General features: G+C 72.9%; 25 protein-coding genes. 13 read left to right on the plus strand and 12 right to left on the minus strand.

Going from position 1 to position 22,551, the window contains the following annotated elements; genetic code table 11:
* Positions 1-38: 38 nt before the first annotated feature.
* The 5 genes from ACFPCY_RS32920 to ACFPCY_RS32940 form a co-directional block, all read right to left on the minus strand.
* Positions 39-959 (minus strand): proline dehydrogenase family protein, encoded by a 921-nt coding sequence (locus ACFPCY_RS32920; protein ID WP_378261769.1) that lies wholly within the window; start codon positions 957-959, stop codon positions 39-41.
* Positions 960-1,126: 167 nt separating this feature from the next.
* Complete coding sequence (locus ACFPCY_RS32925) at positions 1,127-1,861, minus strand: ABC transporter permease (RefSeq protein ID WP_378261771.1); 735 nt, start codon at positions 1,859-1,861, stop codon at positions 1,127-1,129.
* Positions 1,858-2,589: an ABC transporter ATP-binding protein gene (locus tag ACFPCY_RS32930; protein ID WP_378261773.1), complete on the minus strand. Its 732-nt coding sequence runs from the start codon at positions 2,587-2,589 to the stop codon at positions 1,858-1,860. Before ACFPCY_RS32930 ends, ACFPCY_RS32925 begins: the two co-directional genes overlap by 4 nt.
* A 69-nt stretch (positions 2,590-2,658) precedes the next feature.
* On the minus strand, positions 2,659-3,366 hold the full coding sequence (locus tag ACFPCY_RS32935) for a TetR/AcrR family transcriptional regulator (RefSeq protein ID WP_378261775.1): 708 nt from the start codon (positions 3,364-3,366) through the stop codon (positions 2,659-2,661).
* A complete protein-coding gene (locus tag ACFPCY_RS32940; RefSeq protein WP_378261777.1) occupies positions 3,363-4,247 on the minus strand; it encodes a sugar phosphate isomerase/epimerase family protein in 885 nt (294 codons plus the stop codon). Before ACFPCY_RS32940 ends, ACFPCY_RS32935 begins: the two co-directional genes overlap by 4 nt.
* Before the next feature lie 163 nt (positions 4,248-4,410).
* Here ACFPCY_RS32940 and ACFPCY_RS32945 point away from each other — a divergent pair, with 163 nt between their 5' ends.
* Both ACFPCY_RS32945 and ACFPCY_RS32950 read left to right on the plus strand, forming a co-directional pair.
* Complete coding sequence (locus tag ACFPCY_RS32945) at positions 4,411-5,109, plus strand: class I SAM-dependent methyltransferase (RefSeq protein ID WP_378261779.1); 699 nt, start codon at positions 4,411-4,413, stop codon at positions 5,107-5,109.
* 92 nt (positions 5,110-5,201) lie between these two features.
* Positions 5,202-6,257: an alpha/beta fold hydrolase gene (locus ACFPCY_RS32950; protein ID WP_378261781.1), complete on the plus strand. Its 1,056-nt coding sequence runs from the start codon at positions 5,202-5,204 to the stop codon at positions 6,255-6,257.
* Between the two features lie 140 nt (positions 6,258-6,397).
* Here the strand turns inward: ACFPCY_RS32950 and ACFPCY_RS32955 are convergent, their stop codons facing one another.
* Positions 6,398-7,249 carry an SGNH/GDSL hydrolase family protein gene (locus ACFPCY_RS32955; RefSeq protein WP_378261783.1) on the minus strand — a complete coding sequence of 284 codons (852 nt, stop codon included), beginning with the start codon at positions 7,247-7,249 and terminating at the stop codon, positions 6,398-6,400.
* A gap of 159 nt (positions 7,250-7,408) precedes the next feature.
* Between ACFPCY_RS32955 and radA the strand changes: the two genes are divergently transcribed.
* Positions 7,409-9,070: a DNA repair protein RadA gene (gene radA / locus ACFPCY_RS32960; protein WP_378261785.1), complete on the plus strand. Its 1,662-nt coding sequence runs from the start codon at positions 7,409-7,411 to the stop codon at positions 9,068-9,070.
* A 112-nt stretch (positions 9,071-9,182) separates the two neighbouring features.
* Positions 9,183-10,265, plus strand: a complete 1,083-nt coding sequence (disA, locus tag ACFPCY_RS32965; protein WP_378261787.1) for a DNA integrity scanning diadenylate cyclase DisA — start codon at positions 9,183-9,185, stop codon at positions 10,263-10,265.
* 48 nt (positions 10,266-10,313) lie between these two features.
* Here disA and ACFPCY_RS32970 read toward each other — a convergent pair whose 3' ends face one another.
* Positions 10,314-11,012, minus strand: coding sequence for a B3/B4 domain-containing protein (locus ACFPCY_RS32970; RefSeq protein ID WP_378261789.1), 699 nt, complete (start codon positions 11,010-11,012; stop codon positions 10,314-10,316).
* Between the two features lie 110 nt (positions 11,013-11,122).
* Entirely contained in the window at positions 11,123-11,803 is a 681-nt protein-coding gene (locus ACFPCY_RS32975; RefSeq protein WP_378261791.1) for a hypothetical protein, read from the minus strand.
* Between the two features lie 66 nt (positions 11,804-11,869).
* Here ACFPCY_RS32975 and ACFPCY_RS32980 point away from each other — a divergent pair, with 66 nt between their 5' ends.
* Positions 11,870-12,739, plus strand: coding sequence for an HhH-GPD family protein (locus tag ACFPCY_RS32980; protein ID WP_378261793.1), 870 nt, complete (start codon positions 11,870-11,872; stop codon positions 12,737-12,739).
* 84 nt (positions 12,740-12,823) lie between these two features.
* Positions 12,824-13,705, plus strand: a complete 882-nt coding sequence (locus ACFPCY_RS32985) for a DNA-3-methyladenine glycosylase family protein (protein WP_378261794.1) — start codon at positions 12,824-12,826, stop codon at positions 13,703-13,705.
* A 29-nt stretch (positions 13,706-13,734) separates the two neighbouring features.
* On the opposite strand, the gene ACFPCY_RS32990 is transcribed toward ACFPCY_RS32985, so the two are convergent.
* A complete protein-coding gene (locus ACFPCY_RS32990; protein ID WP_378261796.1) occupies positions 13,735-14,313 on the minus strand; it encodes a TetR/AcrR family transcriptional regulator in 579 nt (192 codons plus the stop codon).
* 86 nt (positions 14,314-14,399) lie between these two features.
* On the opposite strand from ACFPCY_RS32990, the gene ACFPCY_RS32995 reads away from it, so the two are divergent.
* The 5 genes from ACFPCY_RS32995 to ACFPCY_RS33015 all read left to right on the plus strand — a co-directional run bounded on the left by ACFPCY_RS32995 (position 14,400) and on the right by ACFPCY_RS33015 (position 17,715).
* Positions 14,400-14,795, plus strand: coding sequence for a nuclear transport factor 2 family protein (locus ACFPCY_RS32995; RefSeq protein WP_378261798.1), 396 nt, complete (start codon positions 14,400-14,402; stop codon positions 14,793-14,795).
* Entirely contained in the window at positions 14,795-15,271 is a 477-nt protein-coding gene (locus ACFPCY_RS33000) for a nuclear transport factor 2 family protein (protein WP_378261800.1), read from the plus strand. Before ACFPCY_RS32995 ends, ACFPCY_RS33000 begins: the two co-directional genes overlap by 1 nt.
* Positions 15,272-15,302: 31 nt before the next feature.
* Positions 15,303-15,968, plus strand: a complete 666-nt coding sequence (locus ACFPCY_RS33005; protein WP_378261802.1) for a DsbA family oxidoreductase — start codon at positions 15,303-15,305, stop codon at positions 15,966-15,968.
* A gap of 67 nt (positions 15,969-16,035) precedes the next feature.
* On the plus strand, positions 16,036-16,485 hold the full coding sequence (locus ACFPCY_RS33010) for a VOC family protein (protein WP_378261804.1): 450 nt from the start codon (positions 16,036-16,038) through the stop codon (positions 16,483-16,485).
* 387 nt (positions 16,486-16,872) lie between these two features.
* A complete protein-coding gene (locus tag ACFPCY_RS33015; protein ID WP_378261806.1) occupies positions 16,873-17,715 on the plus strand; it encodes a trypsin-like serine peptidase in 843 nt (280 codons plus the stop codon).
* Here the strand turns inward: ACFPCY_RS33015 and ACFPCY_RS33020 are convergent.
* Positions 17,673-18,923, minus strand: a complete 1,251-nt coding sequence (locus ACFPCY_RS33020; RefSeq protein WP_378261808.1) for an MFS transporter — start codon at positions 18,921-18,923, stop codon at positions 17,673-17,675. The two genes, ACFPCY_RS33015 and ACFPCY_RS33020, sit on opposite strands and share 43 nt — an antisense overlap.
* 225 nt (positions 18,924-19,148) lie before the next feature.
* On the opposite strand from ACFPCY_RS33020, the gene ACFPCY_RS33025 reads away from it, so the two are divergent.
* Positions 19,149-19,499: a VOC family protein gene (locus ACFPCY_RS33025; RefSeq protein ID WP_378261809.1), complete on the plus strand. Its 351-nt coding sequence runs from the start codon at positions 19,149-19,151 to the stop codon at positions 19,497-19,499.
* 178 nt (positions 19,500-19,677) lie between these two features.
* Here the strand turns inward: ACFPCY_RS33025 and ACFPCY_RS33030 are convergent, their stop codons facing one another.
* Complete coding sequence (locus ACFPCY_RS33030) at positions 19,678-20,460, minus strand: hypothetical protein (protein ID WP_378261811.1); 783 nt, start codon at positions 20,458-20,460, stop codon at positions 19,678-19,680.
* Positions 20,461-20,537: 77 nt separating this feature from the next.
* On the opposite strand from ACFPCY_RS33030, the gene add reads away from it, so the two are divergent.
* Positions 20,538-21,725 (plus strand): adenosine deaminase, encoded by a 1,188-nt coding sequence (gene add / locus ACFPCY_RS33035; RefSeq protein ID WP_378261813.1) that lies wholly within the window; start codon positions 20,538-20,540, stop codon positions 21,723-21,725.
* A 97-nt stretch (positions 21,726-21,822) separates the two neighbouring features.
* Here the strand turns inward: add and ACFPCY_RS33040 are convergent, their stop codons facing one another.
* The gene (locus ACFPCY_RS33040) at positions 21,823-22,521 is read right to left on the minus strand and encodes a hypothetical protein (RefSeq protein WP_378261815.1); all 699 of its coding nucleotides are present in this window, start codon (positions 22,519-22,521) and stop codon (positions 21,823-21,825) included.
* Positions 22,522-22,551 lie beyond the last annotated feature (30 nt).

Raw genomic sequence — 22,551 nt, forward strand, 5'->3', positions numbered from 1 at the left:
TTCGGGGGGAAACGCCTTCCAGCCTAGCGAGCGCGCGGTCAGGACCTGGAGGCGACCGACCGGAAGAGGAAGCCCAGGTTGGCGGGCTTCTCGGCGAGGCGGCGCATGAAGTAGCGGTACCACTCGCCGCCGAACGCCACGTACACCCGCACGCGCGCGCCCTCGCGCGCCAGGCGCCGCTGCTCCCCCGGCCGGATCCCGTACAGCATCTGGTACTCGTACCCGGACGGCTCGCGGTCGTGCAGCGAGGCGAGCGCGCCCGCGATCTCGATCAGGCGCGGGTCGTGCGTGGCGAGCATCGGGTAGCCCTGGCCCGCCATCAGCACCCGCATGCAGCGGACGTACGACTTGTCGATCTCCACGTCGTCGGTGAACGCGACCGACTCCGGCGCGCGGTAGGCGCCCTTGCACAGCCGGACGCGCGAGCCCTCGTGCGCCAGCTCCGCGCAGTACTCCTCCGAACGGCGCAGGTAGGACTGGATCGCGATGCCGGTGTCGGGGAAGTCGCGGCGCAGCTCGGCGAGGACGCGCAGGGTCGAGTCGACCGTCTCGTGGTCCTCGGCGTCGAGCGTGACGGCGGTGCCCGCGTCGCGCGCGGCGGCGCAGACGCGGCGGGCGTTGGCGAGCGCGAGGTCCTCGTCCAGGGCCTGGCCCACGGCGCTGAGCTTGAGCGACACCTCGGCGGAGCCCGCGAGGCCGTCCTCGCCGAGGCGGCCGAGCAGCATGGCGTAGTGGTCGGCGTTCGCGTCCGCCCGGTTCGTGTCGTGGGTGTCCTCGCCCAGGACGTCGAGGCTCACGAGCAGGCCCTGGCCGGCGATGTCGGCGGTGACGCGCAGCGCGTCGTCGATCGACTCGCCCGCGACGAAGCGCCGGACGAAGCCGCGCGTGCCGGGCGCGGTCTCCACGATCCGGCGCGCGGCGCCGCTGTGCGAGGCGGCCAGGAGAGCCTGACGGAGCACGGTCCATCCTTCCGGTGAGCGGGACGGCGTCCGTTCCGTCCCGCGTCGGGCAGGGTCATACCCACCAACGCGGAACGATCACCGAACCGTTCCGCCGCCCGCCGAACCGTCCCGCCGCCCGCCGGGCCATGCCCGCCGGCGGTGCCGAGCCGATCGTGCCGCGGAGGTCAGGCGGTGCGGCGGCGGAGCGTCGCGGCGCCGAGCGCGAGAGCGCCGACCATGAACGCCCCGATGATCAGCACGTCCCACAGCAGCGAGGACGAGAACGTCGCCTCGCGCGAGACGCGCTGCATGGCGTCCACCGCGTAGGACAGCGGCAGGACGTCGGAGATCACGCGCAGCCAGGTCGCCATGTCGTCCCGCGGGATCAGCAGGCCGCACAGCAGCACCTGCGGCAGGACGAACGCGGGCATGAACTGGACGGCCTGGAACTCGGTGCGCGCGAACGCGCTGGCGAACAGCCCGAGCGCCATGCCGAGCAGCGCGTCCAGCACCGACACCAGCACCAGCGACCAGACCGAGCCGGACAGGTCCAGGCCGAGCCAGGTCAGAGAGATCAGCAGCACCACGCCCACCTGGACGAGCGACAGCAGGCCGAACGCGAGGGCGTAGCCGAGCAGGAAGTCCAGCTTGCCGGTGGGCATGGTCATCAGCCGTTCGAGCGTGCCGCCGGTGCGCTCGCGCAGCGTGCCGACCGAGGTCACCACGAACATGATCACGAAGGGGAACAGGCCGAGCAGCATCGGACCGACCCGGTCGAACAGCGCCGGCTCGTCGAACACGTACCGGAGCAGGATCATCAGCAGGCTCGGCACGCCGATCAGCAGGGCGAGCGTGCGGCGGTCGTGCCGGAGCTGGGCCAGGATGCGCCTGGTCGTGGCCAGGGTGATGACGACGCTCATGCCGGGCTCCCCGCGCGCTGATGGATCAGGTGGAGGAACGCCGCCTCCAGGTCCTCGGTGCCGGTCCGGGCGGTGAGCTCGCCGGGCGCGCCGTCCGCGAGGAACTCGCCGTCGCGCATCAGCAGCAGCCGGTCGGTTCGGACGGCCTCGTCCATGACGTGGCTGGAGACGACGAGCGTCGTGCCGTTCCCGGACAGCTCGCGGAACAGCTCCCACAGCTCCTCGCGCAGCACCGGGTCGAGGCCCACGGTCGGCTCGTCCAGGACCAGCAGCTCGGGTTCGCCGAGCAGCGCCACCGCCAGGTTCGCGCGGCTCAGCTGGCCGCCGGACAGCGTGGCGACCACCTGGTCGCGGTTGTTCCCGAGGCCGACCTCGTCGACGACGCGGTCCACGTCCGTGCGGGGCGCGCCGAGGACGGCGGCGAAGTACCGCAGGTTCTCCCGGACGGACAGGTCGGCGTAGACGGCGGGCGTCTGCGTCGAGTACCCGACCCGGCGGCGCAGCCCGCGCGATCCGGCCGGCTCGCCGAGGACGGTCACCGTCCCGCCCTTGACGACCTGGACGCCGACCAGGCAGCGCATCAGCGTCGTCTTGCCGCAGCCGCTCGGCCCGATCAGGCCGAGGACCGATCCGCGCGGCGCCTCGAACGAGATGTCGCGGAGCACGGGCTTGCCGCCGCGTTCGACCCGGAGGCCCTTCACCTCGACGGCCGGCACAGAACTCATCATGTGTTGAATTTACGTCCGCGCGGAACCCCGGTCAAGGACCGGAAGCGGCCGTCGAGGGATCGGCCGGGGTCAGTCGCCGAGGTAGCGCTGGAGGGTCGGGGCGAGCAGCTCGACCAGCTCGTCCGGGGTGGCGGAGGCCAGCGGCTCCACCTGGACGACGTGACGCATGATCATCACGCCGATCAGCTGGCCGACCGCCGCCTGCATCCGCAGCGGCGGGATGCGGCGGACGTCCGCCGCGCGTTCGAGTATCGCGGAGGTGACGAACTCGCGCATCAGCCTGGCGGCCCGCTCGTTGGTCATCGCGGTGCGCAGCATGGCGAGGATCGGCGCGCGCTTCTCCGGGTCCTCCCAGATGCCCATGAACACGCGGGCGAGCTGCTCGCCGAGCCGGCCGGGATCACCCGTGAGGACGCGCGGCAGCAGCTCGGCCGGGTTCACCGGAAAGCGCATCGCCGCGACGAACACGCCCTCCTTGCTGCCGAAGTAGTGGTGCACGAGCGCCGGATCGACCCCGGCCGCGCGCGCGATCCCGCGCAGCGACGCGCCGTCGAAGCCCTTGTCGGCGAACATCTCGCGGGCGGCGGCGAGGATCTGCTCGCGCGTGTCGGTCCGCCCGGCGGGGCGTCCCGGCCCCCGCCGCCCCGCCTCGACCGCGCCGTTGGCCGCACCAGGCCCCTCGGTCGTCCCGCGGGAAGACGCGGCAGGCTCCCCGGCCGTCTCGCGGGGAGACGCGGCGGGCTCCTCGGTCGTCTCGCGGGTGGACGGGTCGGTCATCGGGCGGTCCGCGGGGTGACCTCGCCGCTGGAGCTGACCTCCCAGGTGCGCTCGGCGGCGGCCAGGTGCAGGCGGGCGAAGGCGAGCGCCTCGGCGAGGTCCTCCATGCGCTCGGCCCGGCTGGACGCGCGGCGCGTGTTGACCTCCAGGACGATCTGCCCCCGGAAACCGTCCTCGGCGAGCTTCTCCAGCACCGGGCCGCAGGGCTGGTTGCCGCGCCCGGGCACCAGGTGCTCGTCCTTGTTGGTGACGCCGAGGCCGTCGGCCAGGTGGACGTGCCGCAGCCGGTCGCCGAGCTGCACCGCCATGTCGAGGGCGTCCGACTTGGACACGGCCGTGTGCGACAGGTCGAGGGTCACGTGCGGGTACGGCTGGTCGACGGGGTTCCAGTCGGGGGCGTACATGCCCGCCTCCGCGCCGCGCGCCTTCAGCGGGAACATGTTCTCGACCGCGAACCGGACGTCGGTCTCGTCCTGCATCCGGGCCAGGCCCTCGATGAAGTCGCGGGCGTACTCGCGCTGCCAGCGGAACGGCGGGTGCACGACCACGACGTCCGCGCCGAGCTCCTCGGCGACGTCCTTGGAGCGGATGAGCTTGCCCCACGGCTCGCGCCCCCAGACCCGCTGCGTGAGCAGCAGGCAGGGCGCGTGGATCGACCTGATCGGCACCTGGTGGTAGTCCGACAGGCGGCGCAGGACGTTCAGGTCCTGCGAGGACGCGTCGGTCGACACCATCACCTCGACGCCGTCGTAGCCGAGCATCGCGGCGATCTCGAAGGCGCTCGGCACCTTCTCGGGGTACACCGACGCGGTGGACAGCGTGATCGGCGCGTCGGGGACGCGGATCGCCGGAGATGCGGTGCCGTTGTGCTGCGGGGTCAAGGCTCCCTCGCCGTCTCGGTTCGCACGGAAGGTCCCCGGACGGCGGGCGACGGGCGCCGCCGGGTGCGTTCGCCGCAAGCCTATGCGCCCGCGGCGCGCCCTCAACCCTCGGTGTGACGCGAACCGCGTTTCCCGGCATCCCGGGTGACTACCCTCTGCTCCCGTGGTCGAGATCGCACCGGGCGCCGTGCCCAGCCCCAACATCTGGAACTCGCCGTCGGTCTACGAGATCGAGAACCGCGCCGTGGACCCGGACGGGACGATCGAGGCGGCGATGCGGTCGATCGCGCCCTGGGCCGGCCGCACGGTGCTCGACCTGGGCTGCGGCACCGGCTTCCACCTGCCGCGATTCGCCGCGGAGGCGGCCCGCGTGGTCGGCGTGGAGCCGCATGCGGGCCTCGCCGCCGCCGCGCGCCGGCGCGTCCGCGACCTGCCGGACGTCACGGTCCGTGTCGGGGCCGCCCAGGCGTTGCCGCTTCCGGACGCGTCCGTCGACGTCGTCCACGTCCGGTGGGCGTACTTCTTCGGGCCCGGCTGCGAGCCGGGCCTCGCCGAGCTCGACCGGGTCGTCCGGCGCGGCGGGACGGTCTTCATCGTCGACAACGACGCGACCCGCTCGACGTTCGGCGGGTGGTTCCGGCGCGGCCTGCCGTCCTACGACCCGGCCGCCGTCGAGCGGTTCTGGACGCGCCGGGGCTTCCAGCGCGAGCCGCTGATGATCCGCTGGGAGTTCGAGAACCGCGCCGACCTCTCGGCCGTCCTGCGGATCGAGTTCCCCGAGCGGCTCGCCGCCGAGTTCGAGCGCGAGCACCGGGGCCTCACCGTGGACTACGCGGTGAACCTGTGGTGGCGGCACAACTGACTGACTGGTAGGTCACAACCACTTCCGTCTACTGGACGCCGTATACAACAATTGGTCCCGGCCCGCCGCCCCCTCCGCCCCCAGGGAGACCGATGAGCGTCAGCAACACCCTCACCGCGACCGCCGTCGGCGCGGGCTCCGTCGCGCTGCTGGGCGGTGCCGGGATCGCCGCGCAGCGCCGCGCCGTCCGCCGCCTCAAGCTCCGCCCGGACCCCTACGCGTCCGAGCCCTTCGGGTCCCTGCGCGGCCGGCCCGTCCCGGTCCGCGCGTCCGACGGCACCCGGCTGTACGCCGAGGTGGACGGCGACGACCGCACCGACCTCGCGATCGTCTTCTCGCACGGCTGGACCCTCACCCAGGACTCCTGGCACTTCCAGCGCCGCGCCCTGCGCGGCCTCGGCCGCCTCGTCTTCTGGGACCAGCGCGGCCACGGCCGCTCCGACGGCGGCGCCCGCGACGACTACGGCCTGCCCCGCCTCGCCCACGACCTCGCCGACGTGATCGAGCACACCGTCCCCGAGGGCACCCCGGTGGTCCTGGTCGGCCACTCCATGGGCGGCATGACGATCCAGCGCTTCGCCGACGAGTACCCGCACCTGCTCGACGACCGCGTCGTCGCCGCGGCCCTGCTCAACACCTCGTCCGGCGGCCTCGGCGAAGTCACCCTCGGCATGCCCGCCCTGCTCGCCCGGTTCGCCCAGCGCACGGCCCCGCGCGCGCTCCGCATGGTCGGCGCGAGCTCGTCGTTCATCGAGAAGGTCCGCCACCTCGGCCGCGACGGCGTGCTGCTCTTCGAGGACTACGCCGCCTTCGGCCCCGGCGCGAGCCCCTCGGCCGTCGCCTTCGCCGAGCAGATGGCCGCCGACACCCGCATGGACGCCCTCATCGACTTCTTCCACTCGATGATCACGCACGACGTCATCTCCGAGTGCACGCACCTCGCCAAGATCGACACCCTCGTCGTCGGCGCCGAGAACGACGTCCTCACCCCCGTCGCCCACTCCCTGAAGCTCGCCGACCTCATTCCCGGCGCCCGCCTCGAGGTCATCCCGAGCGTCGGCCACATGGCCATGCTCGAACGCCCCAGCGCCGTCTCCGACCACCTCGGCGACCTGATAGCCCGAACCCGCAAAACCCTCGGTCTCTGAGGGCCGCCCCGCCGCCGGTGATGCGTTCCGAGCCTCCCGGGCCGGTGCTCTCCGGTCGCGAGCCTCCCGGTTCCGGGCGTCCCGGTTCCGGGCGTCCCGATTCCGGATTTCCCGGTTCCGGGCTTCCTTCCGGGCGCTCTTCAAGCGTCCTTGGACGCCTTGAGAGCCGCGAGGACGCGGGTGGCGATCTGTTGCATGCCGACGGCGTTCGGGTGGGCCGGGGCGGCCGGGTGGGAGGGCAGCAGGCCTTCCACCCAGCGGGCGGTGAGGGGGGCGCAGACGTCGTGGCCCTCGGTCCTCGCGTAGGTGTCGACGAAGGTCGCGCCGTTGGCGGCGGCGGTCTTGGCGAGCATCGCGTTCATCTTGCGTTCGGTGGTGTTCAGGAAGGGGACGTCGCCGGTGGCGATGGGGATCTCCGGCCAGCAGCCGTTGGCGTCCGGGAGCAGGCGCATGTAGCCGACCAGCAGGACGCGGGCGTGCGGGGCCTTCTTGTGGATCTGGCGGAGGACGGACGCGACCTTCGGGGCGGTCTCCTGGATGCGCTTGTCCAGGTCGTTGCCGTAGCGGGTGGCGCACGGGGCGCCCTTGGGCGACATCAGGCTCAGCGCGCCGCAGGTGAGCACGATCTTGCTGAAGCCGACGTCGTTGCCGCCGATGCCCAGGGTCACCAGGGTGGTGCCGGCGGTGACGGAGTCGAGCTGGGGCGGGTTCGTGCCGACCGCGGTGCGCTGCGGCCGGGTCATGTCGGCCGTCTCGGCGCCCGTGCAGCTCGCGTCGCTGAGGCGGGCCTTCAGGGCCTTGGCGACCAGTGACGGGTAGTTGTGGTCGGAGCGCAGGCAGCCGGCCATGCCATGCCGGTTGGGGATCATCGGGCCGGCGGTGAAGGAGTCGCCGAGGGCCGCGTAGCGGCTGGCCGGACGGTCCGCCCGGGCGGCTGGCAGGGGCGTGGCGGCGGTGATCGCCAGGGCGAGGACGGTCGCGAGTCTGCGCATGTGCCGGTTCCTTTCGCAGGGGGGCCAGAGGGTTTCAGGTGGCCACCGTAGGGCGATTGACTGCGTTCCGTCATCATCCGGACACGTAAAGTGACGAAAGTCTGGCCATCGGGGATGGGTGCGGGTCCGCTGTCGGTGGCGGGCCGTAACCTTCGGCGCATGGCGAAGGCGAAGACGGCGCGGGCGGCCTACCACTGCTCCGAGTGCGGCTGGCAGACGTCCAAGTGGGTGGGGCGGTGCGGCGAGTGCCAGGCGTGGGGCTCGATCGTCGAGGCCGCGTCCGCGACGCCCGCGCGGATCGTCTCGGCGGGGCCGGTGTCGGCTCCGGCGCGTCCGATCGGGCAGGTGGACGTGCGGTCCGCGCAGGCCCGCGCCACCGGCCTGGACGAGCTCGACCGGGTACTCGGCGGCGGCATCGTGCCGGGGGCGGTGCTGCTGCTGGCGGGCGAGCCGGGCATCGGGAAGTCCACGCTGCTGCTGGAGGTGGCGGCGCTCGCGTCGGCTCCTGCGCTGGCGTCCGTCCCGCCGCAGGCCCGTACCGGCAAGGGGTCGGCCCAGGATCCGCTGGCGCCCGTCCGCGCCGGGACGAACGGGGCGAGCGGGGCGAGCGGCGCGAGCGGGGCGAGCGGGGCGAGCGGCGCGAGCGGGGCGAGCGGGGCGAGCGGGGCGAGCGGGGCGAGCGGGGCGAGCGGGGCGAGCGGGGCGAGCGGGGCGAGCGGGGCGAGCGGGGCGAGCGGTTCGGACGGCGAGGCGCGCGAGCGGACGCCCGTGCTGTACGTGACCGGCGAGGAGTCGGCCGAGCAGGTGCGGCTGCGCGCCGACCGGGTCGGGGCGATCACCGACGACCTGTACCTGGCCGCCGAGACCGAGCTGTCGGCCATCCTCGGGCACATCGACGCGGTCGAGCCGGTGCTCCTGGTCGTCGACTCGATCCAGACGATCGGGACGTCCGAGGTGGACGGCGCGCCCGGCGGCGTCACCCAGATCCGCGAGGTCGCGGCGAACCTGATCCGCGTCGCCAAGGAGCGCGGCATCACGGTCGTGCTGGTCGGGCACGTCACCAAGGAGGGCGCGATCGCCGGGCCGCGCCTGCTGGAGCACCTGGTCGACGTCGTCCTGTACTTCGAGGGCGACCGGCACAGCCGGCTGCGGATGATCCGCGCCGTCAAGAACCGGTACGGCCCGACGGACGAGCTGGGCTGCTTCGACCTGTCCGAGGTCGGCCTGGTCGGGCTGCCCGACCCGTCCGGGCTGTTCCTGACCCGGCGCGAGGAGCCGGTGCCGGGCACGTGCGTGACGGTGACGCTGGAGGGGCGGCGTCCGCTGGTCGCGGAGGTGCAGGCGCTGGTGGCCAAGTCGCACCTGCCGTCCCCGCGCCGCGCGCACTCGGGGCTGGACGCCTCGCGCGTCGCGATGGTGCTGGCCGTCCTCGCCCAGCGCTGCAAGATCTCCATGCACGAGCAGGACGTGTACGTCTCCACGGTCGGCGGCGTCCGGCTGACCGAGACGTCGGTCGACCTCGCGATGGCCCTCGCGGTCGCCGGGTCCACCGTCGAGCAGCCGCTCTCGCAGACCCTGATCGCGCTCGGCGAGGTCGGGCTCGCGGGCGAGGTGCGCGTGGTGCCGGGCGTCCAGCGGCGGCTGGCCGAGGCGGCGCGGCTCGGGTTCCGGCACGCGGTGGTGCCGCGCGGCTCGCTGGAGCTCGGCGACGGGTCGCCGCTCAGGCGCGCCGATCCCCAGCTGAGCGATTTCGAGGGTATGAAGGTGATGGAGGTGGACAGCCTGACCCAGGCGCTCCAGGTGTCCTTCACCGCGCCCTGACAGCTCCGCCTCACCGACCAGTACCATCCGCGTCACGCTTCCGACCAGGGGAGGAGCCGCCCGCGCGGCGCCGTCGGTAAACTGACGCCGGTAAGCGACCTCCGGGGGCCAGGTGCCAGCAATCGACAAGGGTCATGACGAACGACGCCGTGCCACGCTCGCCGCGGTGGCCCCGGGCACCCAGATCCGGGACGGCCTGGAGCGCATCCTGCGCGGCCACACGGGCGGCCTGATCGTGCTCGGCTACGACACGCTGGTGCGGGAGATCTGCACCGGCGGCTTCGAGCTGGACGTGGAGTTCTCCGCCACCCGGCTGCGCGAGCTGGCCAAGATGGACGGCGCGATCGTGCTGGACGACACCCGCGACCGGATCGTCCGCGCCGCCGTGCACCTGGTGCCCGACTCCACCATCCCGACCGAGGAGTCCGGCACCCGGCACCGCACGGCCGAGCGGGTCGCGCGGCAGACCGGCCATCCGGTGATCTCGGTGAGCCAGTCGATGAACATCATCGCGCTCTACCTGGACGGGATCCGCTACGTCCTGGAGGACTCGGCGGCCATCCTGTCCAAGGCCAACCAGGCCCTCGCGACGCTCGAACGGTACAAGCTGCGGCTGGACGAGGTGTCCGGCACGCTGTCCGCCCTCGAGATCGAGGACCTGGTCACCGTCCGGGACGTGTCGGCCGTGGTGCAGCGGCTGGAGATGGTCCGCCGCATCGCCGACGAGATCGAGGGCTACGTCGTCGAGCTCGGCACCGACGGCCGGCTGCTCTCACTCCAGCTCGACGAGCTGGTCTCCGGCGTGGACGTGGACCGCGAGCTGATCGTCCGCGACTACCCGTCCGCCGAGGCGCGCGCGGTCGGCGTCGAGACGGTGCTGGCGAACCTGGACGTCCTGTCGGCGAACGAGCTGCTCGACCTCACCACGGTCGCCGAGGTGATGGGCTTCGCCGGGCCGGACGCGCTCGACCTGCCCGTCTCCCCCAAGGGCTTCCGGCTGCTCGCCAAGGTCCCGCGCCTGCCGAGCCTGGTCGTCGAGCGGCTGGTCGAGCACTTCGGCGGCCTGCAGAAGCTCCTCGCCGCCTCGATCGACGACCTCCAGGCCGTCGGCGGAGTCGGCGAGTCCCGGGCCCGCAGCGTCCGGGAGGGGCTGTCGCGCCTGGCCGAGTCCTCGATCCTGGAACGGTACGTCTAACGGGTCACCTGAACCGGCCGTTTCCGGACGGGGCGGAAGGGCGGCTCGTCAGAAGTCGAGGCGCGGGGCGGACGCGGTGACGCGTGCCGTCGTGGGGCTGACGGGCCAGAGGGACGCGATCTCGTCGGCGAGCGTGGCGACCAGTTTCGGAACATCCGATACCGCCGTCTCGTGCATGGCCTCGGCGACGATCAGGACCGACCGGGTCGCCGGGCGGACGGCGGAGCGGCCGCTCTGCCGGTTCGTCCAGCGGCGGGCGTGCGCGCGGCCCGCCTCGTCGGCGTAGGTGACCTCGCCGGGCACGGGGTGCTCGATCTCGCCGCCGAAGGTCTCGTACTCCTCCGTGCCGTCCGCGGGGCCGACCGTGAGGCCGCCGGTCACCGCCGCGAGGTCGAGCGCGGCGACCGGGATCGCGAACGCCGCCGAGACCGCGTTGCACAGGTCCACGAGCGGATGGATCGAGGGCAGCGAACCCTCTTTGCGGACGCGCCGCAACAGCGCCTCCGACGCGCAGCGGTACTGCGTCGGCTTGAGGCCCATCGCCGCGAACGTCCGGCGCCACGCCCTGATCTCGGGGAGCTCGGCCTCCGTGCCCTCGTCCGCCAGGCGGGCCAGGGCCACGGCGGTGAAGTCGGCGACGCGGGCGCGGACGTCGGCGTCCGGCGTGATGCCGTCCGTGACGACGACGGTCCCGGCGACCAGGTCCGGGTGCTCGTCCCAGAGTCGCGGCGCGTGCTGGAAGTACATGGTCCCCCGTCCGTGTGGAATGTCGGTCGGGGCCAGCCTGCCGCCGCAGCGGTCCGGCGGACAGGGCCAACCACGACCCGTTCCAGAGGTCCAATCCGCGGCCGGTCGGCTCAGCGCAGGTGGAAGATCTGCTTTCCGGTCCTGACCTGGTCGCCCTTCACGGACGCGACGTAAGTGCCCGGCATGGCCTTGTCCCGCGCGCCCTTGCAGTCGTCGCCGGAGCGGCGGCGGTCCCAGCTCAGCATCGTCACGTACGGAATTCCGCGTTTCAGCATGTGGACGGACGACCCGGAACCGGTCGCGCACGCCGACGCCGCCCACACCCGGTCGGCGCCGGAGGTGATGCGGACGTCCAGGTTGCCCGGGCCGACGTCGTAGGTGCAGGCGCGCTGCCCGGTGTTGACCGCGGTCAGCCGGAACGTCGGACGGGCGCCGCCCGCGAAGGTGTCGCGGGTGGAGGCGAGGTTCACCACGACGTCGCGCGGGTCGCAGGCGTCGCCGGGCCTCGGCCTCGCGGTGGGAGAGATGGTGATCTTCGCGGTCGTGGTGACGGTGACCGTCGGCGTGGGAGCGGGCGGGGAGGTCGCGACCGATGTGGGCACGGCGGAGCCGATTCCGGCCACGCTCTCCACGCCCTGTTTCCGGACGTCCCCGTTACCGCCGGTGAGCGCGCCGCAAGCCCAGGCGGCGAGCCCGACCACGCCCAGCACCCCGGCCAGCGCGATCGCGCGGCGGCGCCAGTACCGGTCCGCCTCCCATTCCTCTGGATCACGTTCGGTATCCGCGTCCATGCACACAGTATGCATTTGCGGATCGTCCGGGACGTGGCGACCCGCCGTGCCACAATGCACCTCGTCATGCGGAAGTTCACCGATCCGATCCTCGCCTGGTACGAAACGCACGCCCGGGACCTGCCGTGGCGGTCCCCGGACGCGACCCCCTGGGGCGTCCTGGTCAGCGAGATCATGTTGCAGCAGACGCCCGTCGTCCGCGTGCTGCCCGTCTGGCACGCCTGGCTGGAGCGCTGGCCGGCGCCCGCCGACCTGGCGGCCGAGCCGTCCGGGGAGGCGGTCCGGGCGTGGGGACGGCTCGGCTACCCGCGCCGCGCGCTGCGGCTGCACGCGGCGGCGCAGGCGATCGTCGAGCGGCACGGCGGCGAGGTTCCGGACTCCCACGCCGACCTGCTGGACCTGCCCGGAATCGGCTCCTACACCGCGGCGGCGGTCGCGAGCTTCGCCTTCCGGCAGCGGCACGCGGTGCTGGACACCAACGTCCGGCGCGTCCTGGCGCGGATGATCGACGGCGTGGAGTTCCCGCCGAAGTCGCAGACCCGCGCCGAGGTCGCCACGGCCGAAACCCTCCTTCCGGTCGATCCGCCGACCGCCGCGCGCTGGTCGGTCGCGATCATGGAGCTGGGCGCGCTGGTCTGCACGGCCCGCTCACCGCGCTGCGTGGACTGTCCTGTTCTGGACAGGTGCGAGTGGCAGGCGCGGGGACGTCCGGCCTACGACGGCCCGCCGCGCCGCGGGCAGACCTACGCGGGCACGGACCGCCAGTGCCGCGGCCGGCTGCTGGCCGTCCTGCGCGACGCGCACGGCCCGGTCGCCAAGCCGGCCCTGGACGTCGTGTGGTCGGACGCCGTCCAGCGCGAGCGCGCCCTGGACGGACTGATCGCGGACGGCCTCGTGGACCCGGTGGCGGACGGTCTCTACGCCCTCCCGAGCTGATCTCGCTCCCGCCCGCCGAGAAATGTCGGAGCGTCCTTTTAGGATGCACGTAGATTATCTCCGCGAAGGCAAGAAGGAGTTCCGATGATCACGTTCACGCTTCCCGCCACCCCGCCGTTCGACTTCGCGCCGCAGCTCCGCTTCCTGACCGGCTTCCGGCCGACCGCCGGCCAGCAGCGGGTGGACGACTCGACGCTGACCAAGGCCCTGCGCGCGGACGGCCGCACGTTCGCCGTCCGCCTCGCCGCCGCCGACTCCGGCGACGGCCTGCGCTGCGACCTGTGGTTCGAGGGCGACGCGCCGTCCGACGAGGTGGTCGCGACCGTCCGGCGGCAGATCACGTCCTGGCTGAGCCTGGACGACGACCTCACCGAGTTCTACGAGATCGGCCGCCGCGACCCCGACTTCACGCCCGTCATCGACCGCCTCTACGGCTACCACCAGGCGAAGTTCCCGACGCCGCTGGAGAACGCCGTCTGGGCGATCCTGTCGCAGCGCACGGCCCTGCCCGTCGCCGCCAAGGAGAAGCAGGCCCTCACCGAGGCGTTCGACAACGTCCTGACCGTGGACGGCGTCACGCACCGGGCCTTCCCGGACGTCGAGCAGCTCGCGTCCCTGGCGCCCGGACGCATCGCCGAGCTGGTCGGCAACATGCGCAAGGGCCAGTACCTCAGCGGCACCGTCCGCGCCTGGCTCGACCTCGACGAGGACCACCTGCGCACCGCCCCCTACGAGGAGGCCAAGGACACCCTGCTCTCCCTGCCGGGCATCGGCCCCTGGTCGGCCACCTTCATCCTCATCCGCGGTTTCGGCCGGACCGACGAGGTGCCGAGCGAGAAGCAGCTGATCACCGCCGCGTCGCGCGTCTACGGCCGCCGGCTCACGGCCGCCGACGTCCGCAAGCTGGGCGAGCCCTACGGCCGCTGGTCCGGCTACTGGGCCCACTACCTGCGCGTCGGCGCCTGACCCGTCCTCCGACGCCACAGGCGCCCGCCTCACGCATGAGAGGCACGCAGGCCGTCGAAGACGACGTCCAGGACGCGGGCGCGCGTAGCGACGTCCAGGTTCTCGGTGGCTCTGGACGTCCCGGCGAGGAGGGCCATCACCTCGCCGAAGCCGATGTCACCACGCACGCTCCCCGCCTCCTGCGCGCGCGTGAGCAGGACGCCCAACGCGCCTCTCAGCTCCGCCCGCACGTCGTCGCGTCCGGCGTGAACGTCCACGCCCGCATCGGCCAGCTCGGCCGAGACGGCGTTCTTCGTGGCGGCCTCCCCCACGACGAGCTGGAAGAAGTCGAAGAACGCGCCGCCTGGATCGGGTGAATCACCGCGCGCCCTCGCCTCCTCGGCGAACCCGGCCAGGATCTCCCCCAGCACCGCCTCCAGCAGCGACTCCTTGGTCGGAAAGTGCCGGAACACCGTCCCGATGCCGACCCCGGCACGCTTGGCGACCTCCTCGGTGGACGCCCCGGTGCCGAGCTCGGCGAACACGCCCCTGGCGGCGTCCAGCACCTTCGCCCGGTTACGCGCGGCGTCGGCGCGCAACGGTTTGGCGGACGCCTGTTCGGCGGCCATCGCTGCCTCCTCGATTGACAAGCGGAGTGCCTACTCCATATTCTGGAATCGGAGTGAGCACTCCGATTCTACGACGGGAGCGCAGCATGCCCGAACCACGCGAGATCTTCACCCGGGTGGTCGAGAGCGTGGCCGCCAAGAAGATCGACGACCTGCACCTCCTCTACGCCGAGGACGCGCTCGTCACCCATCCGTTCGCCCATCCCGAAACGCGGCTCGTCGGGCGCGCCGCGCTGCGCGAGCACTTCGCGCAGGTGCCGGGCCTGCCGGTCGAGCTGACCGTCCGGGACGTGGTCGTCCACGAGACGTCCGACCCGGAGGTGATCATCGCCGAGTTCGCCTACGCCGGGCGCCACACCGGCACCGGCGCCGAGTTCACGGTGCCGAACATCTTCGTGATGCGCGTCCGCGACGGCCTCATCCTCGAATCCCGCGACTACGCCCACCACCAGGCGTTCGCCGACGCCATGGCGGAACTCTGATGACCCCCCGCGAGACCTTCCTGCACCTCTCCCGCGGCATCTCCGAAGGCCGCTGGCACGAGCTGGCCGCCCTCTACGCCGAGGACGCCGTGGTCGAGCAGCCCTTCGCCCTCCCCCCGGCCCCGCCCCGCATCGAGGGCCGTGCCGCCATCGCCGAACACTTCGCCTCCGCCGCGCGAGGCCCCCTCCGCCTCCGCGCCCGCGACCACGTCATCCACGAGACCCGCGACCCCGAAGTGATCGTCGCCGAGTTCACCTACGACGGCGAGGTCACCACGACCGCCACCACCTTCGAAATGCGCAACATCCAGGTCCTGCGCATCCGCGACGGCCTCATCGTCGCCACCCGCGACTACCACGACCACCTCGCTCTCAACCGGGCCCTCAACCGGGCCCCGACCGGCTCGGACGAGCACGAGGCCGGGCGGCCGGCCGGGGAAATGCCGCGTGAAAGCGGGGTGTTGCGCATGAGGTAAGCGTCTTGTCACCTCAGGGAAGGGCTCCGCCGTGCGCGTCGACATCTGGACCGACATCGTCTGTCCCTGGTGCTATATCGGGCAGGCGCGTTTCGACGCGGCGCTGGCCGGGTTCGAGCACCGTGACCAGGTCGAGGTCGTCCAGCACTCCTATGAGCTGGCGCCGGATCTCTCCCCCGCGGAGACCGGGCCCGTGCTGGAGATGCTCATGGACAAGTACGGCATGTCGCGCGAGCAGGCCGAGCAGGCCGAGGCGCGCGTGGCCGGGCTGGCAGCCGCCGAGGGACTGCCGTACACGTCGAACCGCGCGAACGGCAACACCTTCGACGCGCACCGGCTGCTGCACCTCGCCGCTGAGCGCGGACTCGGCGACGACCTGCGCCGCGCGCTGTACCGGGCGAACTTCGGTGGCGAGGCCTCGGTCTTCGACGCGGACGCCCTGACCGAGATCGCTTCCAGCGTCGGTCTCGACGCCGCTGAGGCCCGATCCGTCCTCGCCGGGGACGCCTACGGCGACGCCGTCCGCGAGGACGAGCGCACCGCCGCCCAGATCGGCGTCCGCGGCGTGCCGTTCTTCGTGCTGGACGGCAAGTACGGCGTCAGCGGCGCCCAGGAGACCGGCACCCTCATCGAGGCCCTCAACCAGGTGTGGAACGAGACCCACCGGGCTCCCGGCGCCCCCGCGGAAGGCGCCTGAATGGAGTGCGGGTCGATGTGCCGGGGGTCGGGCAGCCGCGGATCGAGGACGCTGAAGGTGGTCGGGGATGAGTGCTGAGGAGCGGGAGTGGCCCGGGCATCTGGACGTGGGGGCGGTGCGGTTCGCGCGGCCTACGGCGCGGTACGACGAGATCCTGGCGTTCTACCGGGATGACCTGGAGCTTCCCGTGCTGGCCTCGTGGCGCGGTCACGACGGGTATGACGGCGTGGTTTTCGGGCTGCCCGGCACGGGTGTCCAGATGGAGATCACTCAGCACGGCGTGCCGCCGGTGATTCCGGAGGCGCATCCGGAGAACCAGCTCGTCCTGTATCTGCGCGGGCCGGAGGCGCGGGACGCGGCGGTCGCGCGGCTCGCCGAGCGCGGCCATCGGGCCGTGGCGCCCGCGAACCCGTACTGGGATCGCCACGGCGCGGCCGTCTTCGCCGACCCGGACGGCTGGATGGTCGTCCTGGCCCCCTGGGTTTTCGGCGAACAGCCGCCTCCGGTGTTCGGCTGACCGAAAGTGCCCCGGACGCATTCGGCGGTCTGATTTGCGCATTTCTCGCATATCGGACTGAAGGCGGGTTTCTCCAGTTAGGGGATGAGGCAGTGCGATATCGCGCCGGCGCCTCGCCTCTCGGACGGCCGTCCCGCCGGAGATCAGGGCACGAGCTCCGGCCGGGCTTCCCCCTGAACCCGTTCACCTGGTGGAACGTAAGGATGTGGGTACAGGTAGATCGATGACGGGAAGGCGTTCAGGAAAGTTTCAGGGTCGTCCCAGGACCCCTACAGAACCTGATAGGCACAATCGTCTGGCGGGCACGAGCTGAATGAACGAGCAGACGGACGATCGTTGCTGGAGGGCCGGATGGGGTTGTTCAGGCGGACACGCGGGGGGAGCCGTGTGACGCGTCCGAGCTACCCGCTGCTGACCCTCTCCGCGGTGACGGCCGGCCTGGCGATCGTGTCGTGGCCGCCCTCCGCCGGCGGCGGCGCCGCGGAGGCCGCGCGACAGGCGGCGCGGCCTCTCAGCGACACCGTCGCCGGCACGGCGCGTCCGGCCGAGACGTCCAGCAGCGCGTTCGAGGGCCTTCCCGCGGTCGGCGCGCTGTTCGAGATCGACGGCAACGGCAAGCTGAGCGACCACTCCTGCACCGCGAGCGTGGTGGACAGCCCCGGCCGCAACCTCGTGGTCACCGCCGCGCACTGCGTCGGCGGCGGCACCCGGCACGGCGACATCGGCATGGCGTTCGCGCCGGGCTACCACAACGGGCAGACGCCCTACGGCGTGTGGCGGGCCGTCGCGTTCTACGACCCGCCCGAATGGGCCGATTCCAGCGATCCGGATTCGGACGTCGGGTTCTTGCAGGTCACCGACGTGAACGGCGGCAGCCGCAAGGTCCAGGACGTCGCGGGCGCGATGACTCTCGAAACGGACGGCCCGGTCAGCGGGCAGGCCCGCGTGGTCGGCTACCCCTCCGACACCGAGAAGCCGGTGTCGTGCCGGAACCGGGTCGAGCCGTACAGCACGACCCAGCTCCGCTTCACCTGCGACGGTTTCCCGAACGGCACGAGCGGCGGCCCGTTCCTCACCGGCGACGACGAGAAGACCGTCGTCGGCGTGATCGGCGGCTACGAGCAGGGCGGCGACTCGGCCGACGTGTCCTATTCGGTGATCTTCGGGTCCCGGGTCAAGAACCTGTATCAGAGCGCGAGCGCGTCCTCCGCCGCCAACGCCAACTCCTGAGCCCGGACGCGTCGCCCGGCGCGGACCGTCCCGGCCAGCACCATGCCGGACGCCAGCAGCACCGGCAGCGCCGCGAGGGCGAAGCACAGCGGCAGCGGCAGCAGCGCGGTCAGCGCGCCCACGCCCGCCGACCCCAGGGACGATCCCGCGTTGAACGCGGTGTTCACCCAGGACGCGACGGCGGTCCGGCGCTGCGGCGGCGCGGCGGCCTCCCCGACCAGGTATCCGGTGGTCAGGAGGGGTGCGATGAGCAGCCCGAACACCGAGACGACGGCGATCAGCACCGGGACGTCCGGGGCGAGGCCCGCCGCCGCGAGCGCCAGCGCCAGCGGGACGGCCAGCGCGGGCAGCCGCGTCCCCGGCGACATCCGCCACGTCACCGCGCCGTAGACCAGCCCGCCCACAACCCCGGCCACCGACATCGCGGCCTCCGTCCAGGCGGCGCCGCCCGCCCCGGCGAACGCGACGATCAGCAGCGCGAGCCCGCTCTCGGCCGCCCCGAGCGCGGCCATCGCGAGCAGCGTCGGCCAGAGCCGCGCGAAGACGCGCCGAGCGCCGGAAACCTCGGCAGCCTCCAGATCACCGCGCGCGAGCTCGACGGCGTCCACGGCCTCGGCGGGCCTCCTGATCACGTTCCGCTTCGCGGTCAGGCCGAACGTCCCGGCGATCACGAGGCCGGCGCTGACCAGCAGGCCGAGGGACGCGGAGGCCGTCACGGCGAACAGGCCCGCGAGCAGCGGCCCGAGGGTGAAGATGATCTGCTCGGCGACCGTGTCCAGGCTGTAGGCGCGCTGGAGCAGGTCCCGGTCGGGCACCAGCTCGGCCCACAGCGCCCGCATCACCGGGCCGAGCGGCGGCAGGGTCGCGCCGGCCGCGATCGCGACACCGCCCGCCGCCCACCCGGACGCCAGATGCGCCGCCCCGGCGAGCCCCACCAGCCCGATCCCGTACAGGACGGCCATCGGACGGAGCACGGCGCGCGTCCCGTAGCGGTCGACGAGTCCGGCGCGCCAGGGGGTGAGCAGGCAGCTCGCGCCGCCGAAGAGCGCGACCATCGCGCCGGCGCGGGCGTACGAGCCGGTCGCCTGAACGAACGTCAGGGTCAGGGACAGTCCTACCGTCCCGAAGGAGAGGCGTCCCACGAGGGCCGCGGCGAACACGCGCGCGGCGCGAGGGGTGCGCAGAACAGCGCCATACGAGGCGAACATGGGATGTTCCTTCTGCGAAGCGGCGCGTCAGCGAGCGCACCGCACATCGTGCGAGGGCACCGTCTGCCGCCATGGGAACCCGGAAGCGGGGGCGGCGGCGACGCGCTCTCTACGCACGGACGAGGAACATGCGGTCATCCTCACATCCCGCCCACTTTTCGGCAAGCGCCCTGTCACACCCCGCCCGGACCGCGTGTCAACAGGGTGAGAGGGAAGGAGAACACCATGACCCAAGGCGTCAAGACGATCATCTACTCGGTCTCCGACGTCCCGGCGGCGAAGGAGCGGCTGGACGTCCTGCTCGGGATCGAGCCCTATTCCAACGAGCCCTACTACGTGGGCTACAAGGTGAACGGCCAGGACATCGGCCTCACCCCGAAGCGGGGCGACGACGCGGCGGCCGGCCCGGTCTGCTTCTTCGAGGTGGCCGACATCAAGAGCGCGATCCAGGACCTCACGGGCAAGGGCCTGGAGGTCGTCGAGGACGTGCGCGACGTCGGCAACGGCAGGCTGATCGCGACTCTGAAGGACCCGGACGGCAACCCGATCGGCGTCCTCCAGGACCCGCCCGCCTGATCCCGAGGCGACCGGAACGCCGCCGCCCGCGCAGGTGGACGGGTCGAGGCCCCGCGGTTCCGCGGGGCCTCGACCCGTCTACCGCGCCACCAGGCGCCTCAGCAGGCTCAACAGGCTCAGCGGTTTCAGCAAGTCAGCGGTCAGCGGTCAGCGGGACATCGGTCAGCAGGTCAGCAGGTCAGCACCAGACGACCGGATTGCCGGTCTCCACCGCCGCCTCGCAGACCCGCCGCAGCGGCTCGACGGCGTAGTCGAAGTAGGAGCCGCCGAGTGGACGCTCCACCACCGTGAGGCGCGCCGGATACGAGCCGTCCTGCTCGCCGATGGCCGAGGCCAGGTCGAGCGTCGTCTCCGCGCCGTCCTCGGTGCGGAACCGGATCCGGCCGGCGCGGACGCGCCGCTGCGTGCAGCGCCGGGCCCGGAACAGCTCGCGGTCCGCGTCGTCGAGGACGAACAGTCCGCGCTCGTCCACGCCCACCCGCCGCTTCGCGATGCCGTCCCACACGAACACGCCCCCGTACGCGCGGATGTTCGCGGCCAGGACGGTTCCGGTGTCCTCGTCCAGCAGGACGGTCTCGCGCCCGACGTCAGCGCGATCCCGGAAGGACGCCAGCTCGCCGAGCGCCTCGCGGGCGCGCTCGGCAGGTAGCGTGCCCCCGTTGGACTCGGGCAGGTATTCGCGCAGGACGGGGAAGCGTTCCCACCCGGCAGCCTCCATCGCCTGCTGGAAGCACCGGTAACCGCCCCAGTTGGAGATCCGCTCGCTCGCGGCCTCCATGTTCTCGTGCGGGCAGGCGGCGCCGTCCTTCCAGACCGAGAACTCGGGCTCCCCCGCGTCCCCCTCCACGTAGGGCCCGTACTCGTCGGCCTTGACCAGCTCGGGTGGGACGGGCGGCTCGCTGGTCCGGCCGTCCTGCCAGCAGCGGCACAGCACGAAGGCGTCGAGTCCCATGCCCGTCATGCTCGCGATGCGAGAAGTGTCAGGTCAACGCATTAAATGGCTGGCGGCGCGCGCGGCGCCGTCCCTAGGGTGAGCCGGTGCGCGACCTCACCACGCTTCCCAAGGCCCACCTGCACGTCCACCTGGAAAGCGCGGTCCGCTGGCCGACGCTCACCGAGATCGCAGCCGCCCACGGCCTGGACGTCCCGACCCCGAACCCGCCCGCCCAACCCGCCCAGCAGGCGCAGGGCGCCCAGCACGCACGCGGCGTGCGGGAGACGCGGGAGGCGCAAGGCGCGCGGGGCGCGAAGGGCGCGCAGGACGTGCAGGGAGCGCAGGACGTGCAGGGCGCGCGGGGCGCGCAGGAAGCGCGGGGCGTGCGGGGTGCCCAAGAGGCCGGCCTCGGCCTCGGCGGGTTTGCGGGGTTTTTCGCGCTCAACACGCTCGTCAGGGACGCGCTCCGCGCGCCGGACGACTTCCGCCGGATCGCGTACGAATACTGCGAGGACGAGGCGGCACAGGGCACCCGCTACGCCGAGGTGTCGTTCACGGCCGCCGCCCACGGCGAGCGCCTCGGCGACCCGGACATGCCGATCACGGCCGTCCTGGACGGGCTGGCCGCCGGACGCGAGGCGTTCGGCCTGGAGACCCGGCTGATCCTCGATCATTCGCGCCGCCGTCCGGTGGACCGCGCCTGGTCCACCCTGCGGCTCGCCGAGCGGTACCGGGACCGCGTCGTCGCGGTCGGCCTCGCCGGGGACGAGGCGTTCCCCGGCGACCCGTTCACCGGGGTCTTCGAGGCGGCCCGGGACGCGGGCCTGCACGTCGTCCACCACGCGGGCGAGGCCGAAGGCCCGGCCAGCATCCGGCAGGCGATCGGCCCGGGCCGCAGCGAGCGGATCGGCCACGGCATCCGCGTGCTGGACGACCCGGAACTGGTCGCCGAGGTCCGCGACCGCGGGCTGCCGCTGGAGGTCTGCCCGTCGTCCAACGTGGTGCTCGGGTTCGCGCCGTCCGCCGCCGAGCACCCCTTCGCCCGCCTCCGCGACGCGGGCCTGGCCGTCACCGTCAACACCGACATCCCGGCGATGACCGGTCGCCCCCTCGCCGCCGAGTACGCCCTGGTCAGAGACACTTTCGGCGACGACGACACCGCCTGCGCCGCCCTGGCCCGGGTCTCCGTGGACGCCTCGTTCGCCCCGTCCGCCCTCAAGGCCCGCCTCCGCACCGAGATCGACGCCTGGCTCACCACCCCCGCTCCAGCCGAGACCGGGCGCCCCGCCTGACGTGCCCCCTGCGCGCCGCCAGGCCGCCTGAGGGGCCGGGGGCGGCCGGACGGCGTCGTCGGCCGGTAGGGGCGCTCTGGGCGGGCTTGAGGCTCGGTCACGGCAGTGAGAGGCGCAGAGTGGGGGCGGACCGGATCTCGCGGAGGAAGGGGTCGTCGTCCTCGGACCAGGCCGTGCGGGACCGGACGACGGCGTGGACGGGAAGTCCGAGGCGGGCGGCGCTGTCCTGGGCGGCGTCGAAAGCGGCCTCGCGGGAGACCTCGCCGATCACCAGCACCTCGACGTCACCCGTGGGCTCGTGGGCGCCCGCGGGGTAGGTCTCGTCGGCGTAGTGGGCGGCCCAGGTGCCGAAGAGGTGCAGTTCGGCCACGCCGGGCAGCCGGGCGAAGTGCTCGGTGACGACGACGGACGGCCCGAACGCCAGCATCACCAGCCGGGCGAGCGGCGCGAACATGGGTGAGGACGCGTCGCGCGCGACGAGCCGCCCGGCCGGGGTGCGGCGCAGGCGCAGGATGCCCGCGCGGGACAGCCGCTCGACCTCCCGGACGACCGTGCCGAGGTCGGTGCGCAGCATGACGGCGAGGTCGAGGGTGGTCAGCTCGCGCTCGGGCCCGAGGAGCAGCCGGGCGAGCAGCTCGCCCTGCCGCCGCGAGCGGAAGATCGGCAACTGCGGCGGCGCGGGCGAGCGCAGGTCGCGCATGAAGACCTGCGCGAGGTGGGAGTCCACGGGCGGGCGCACCCGCCGCGCGGGCCGCCGCCGGAACTCCGCCGCCGAACCCAGCACATTCGATCGCATGTTCGAAGACTACGGAGCGGGTCCGACAGA

This window comes from Actinomadura gamaensis (assembly GCF_042652125.1).
Taxonomy (GTDB): Bacteria; Actinomycetota; Actinomycetes; order Streptosporangiales; family Streptosporangiaceae; genus Spirillospora; species Spirillospora gamaensis.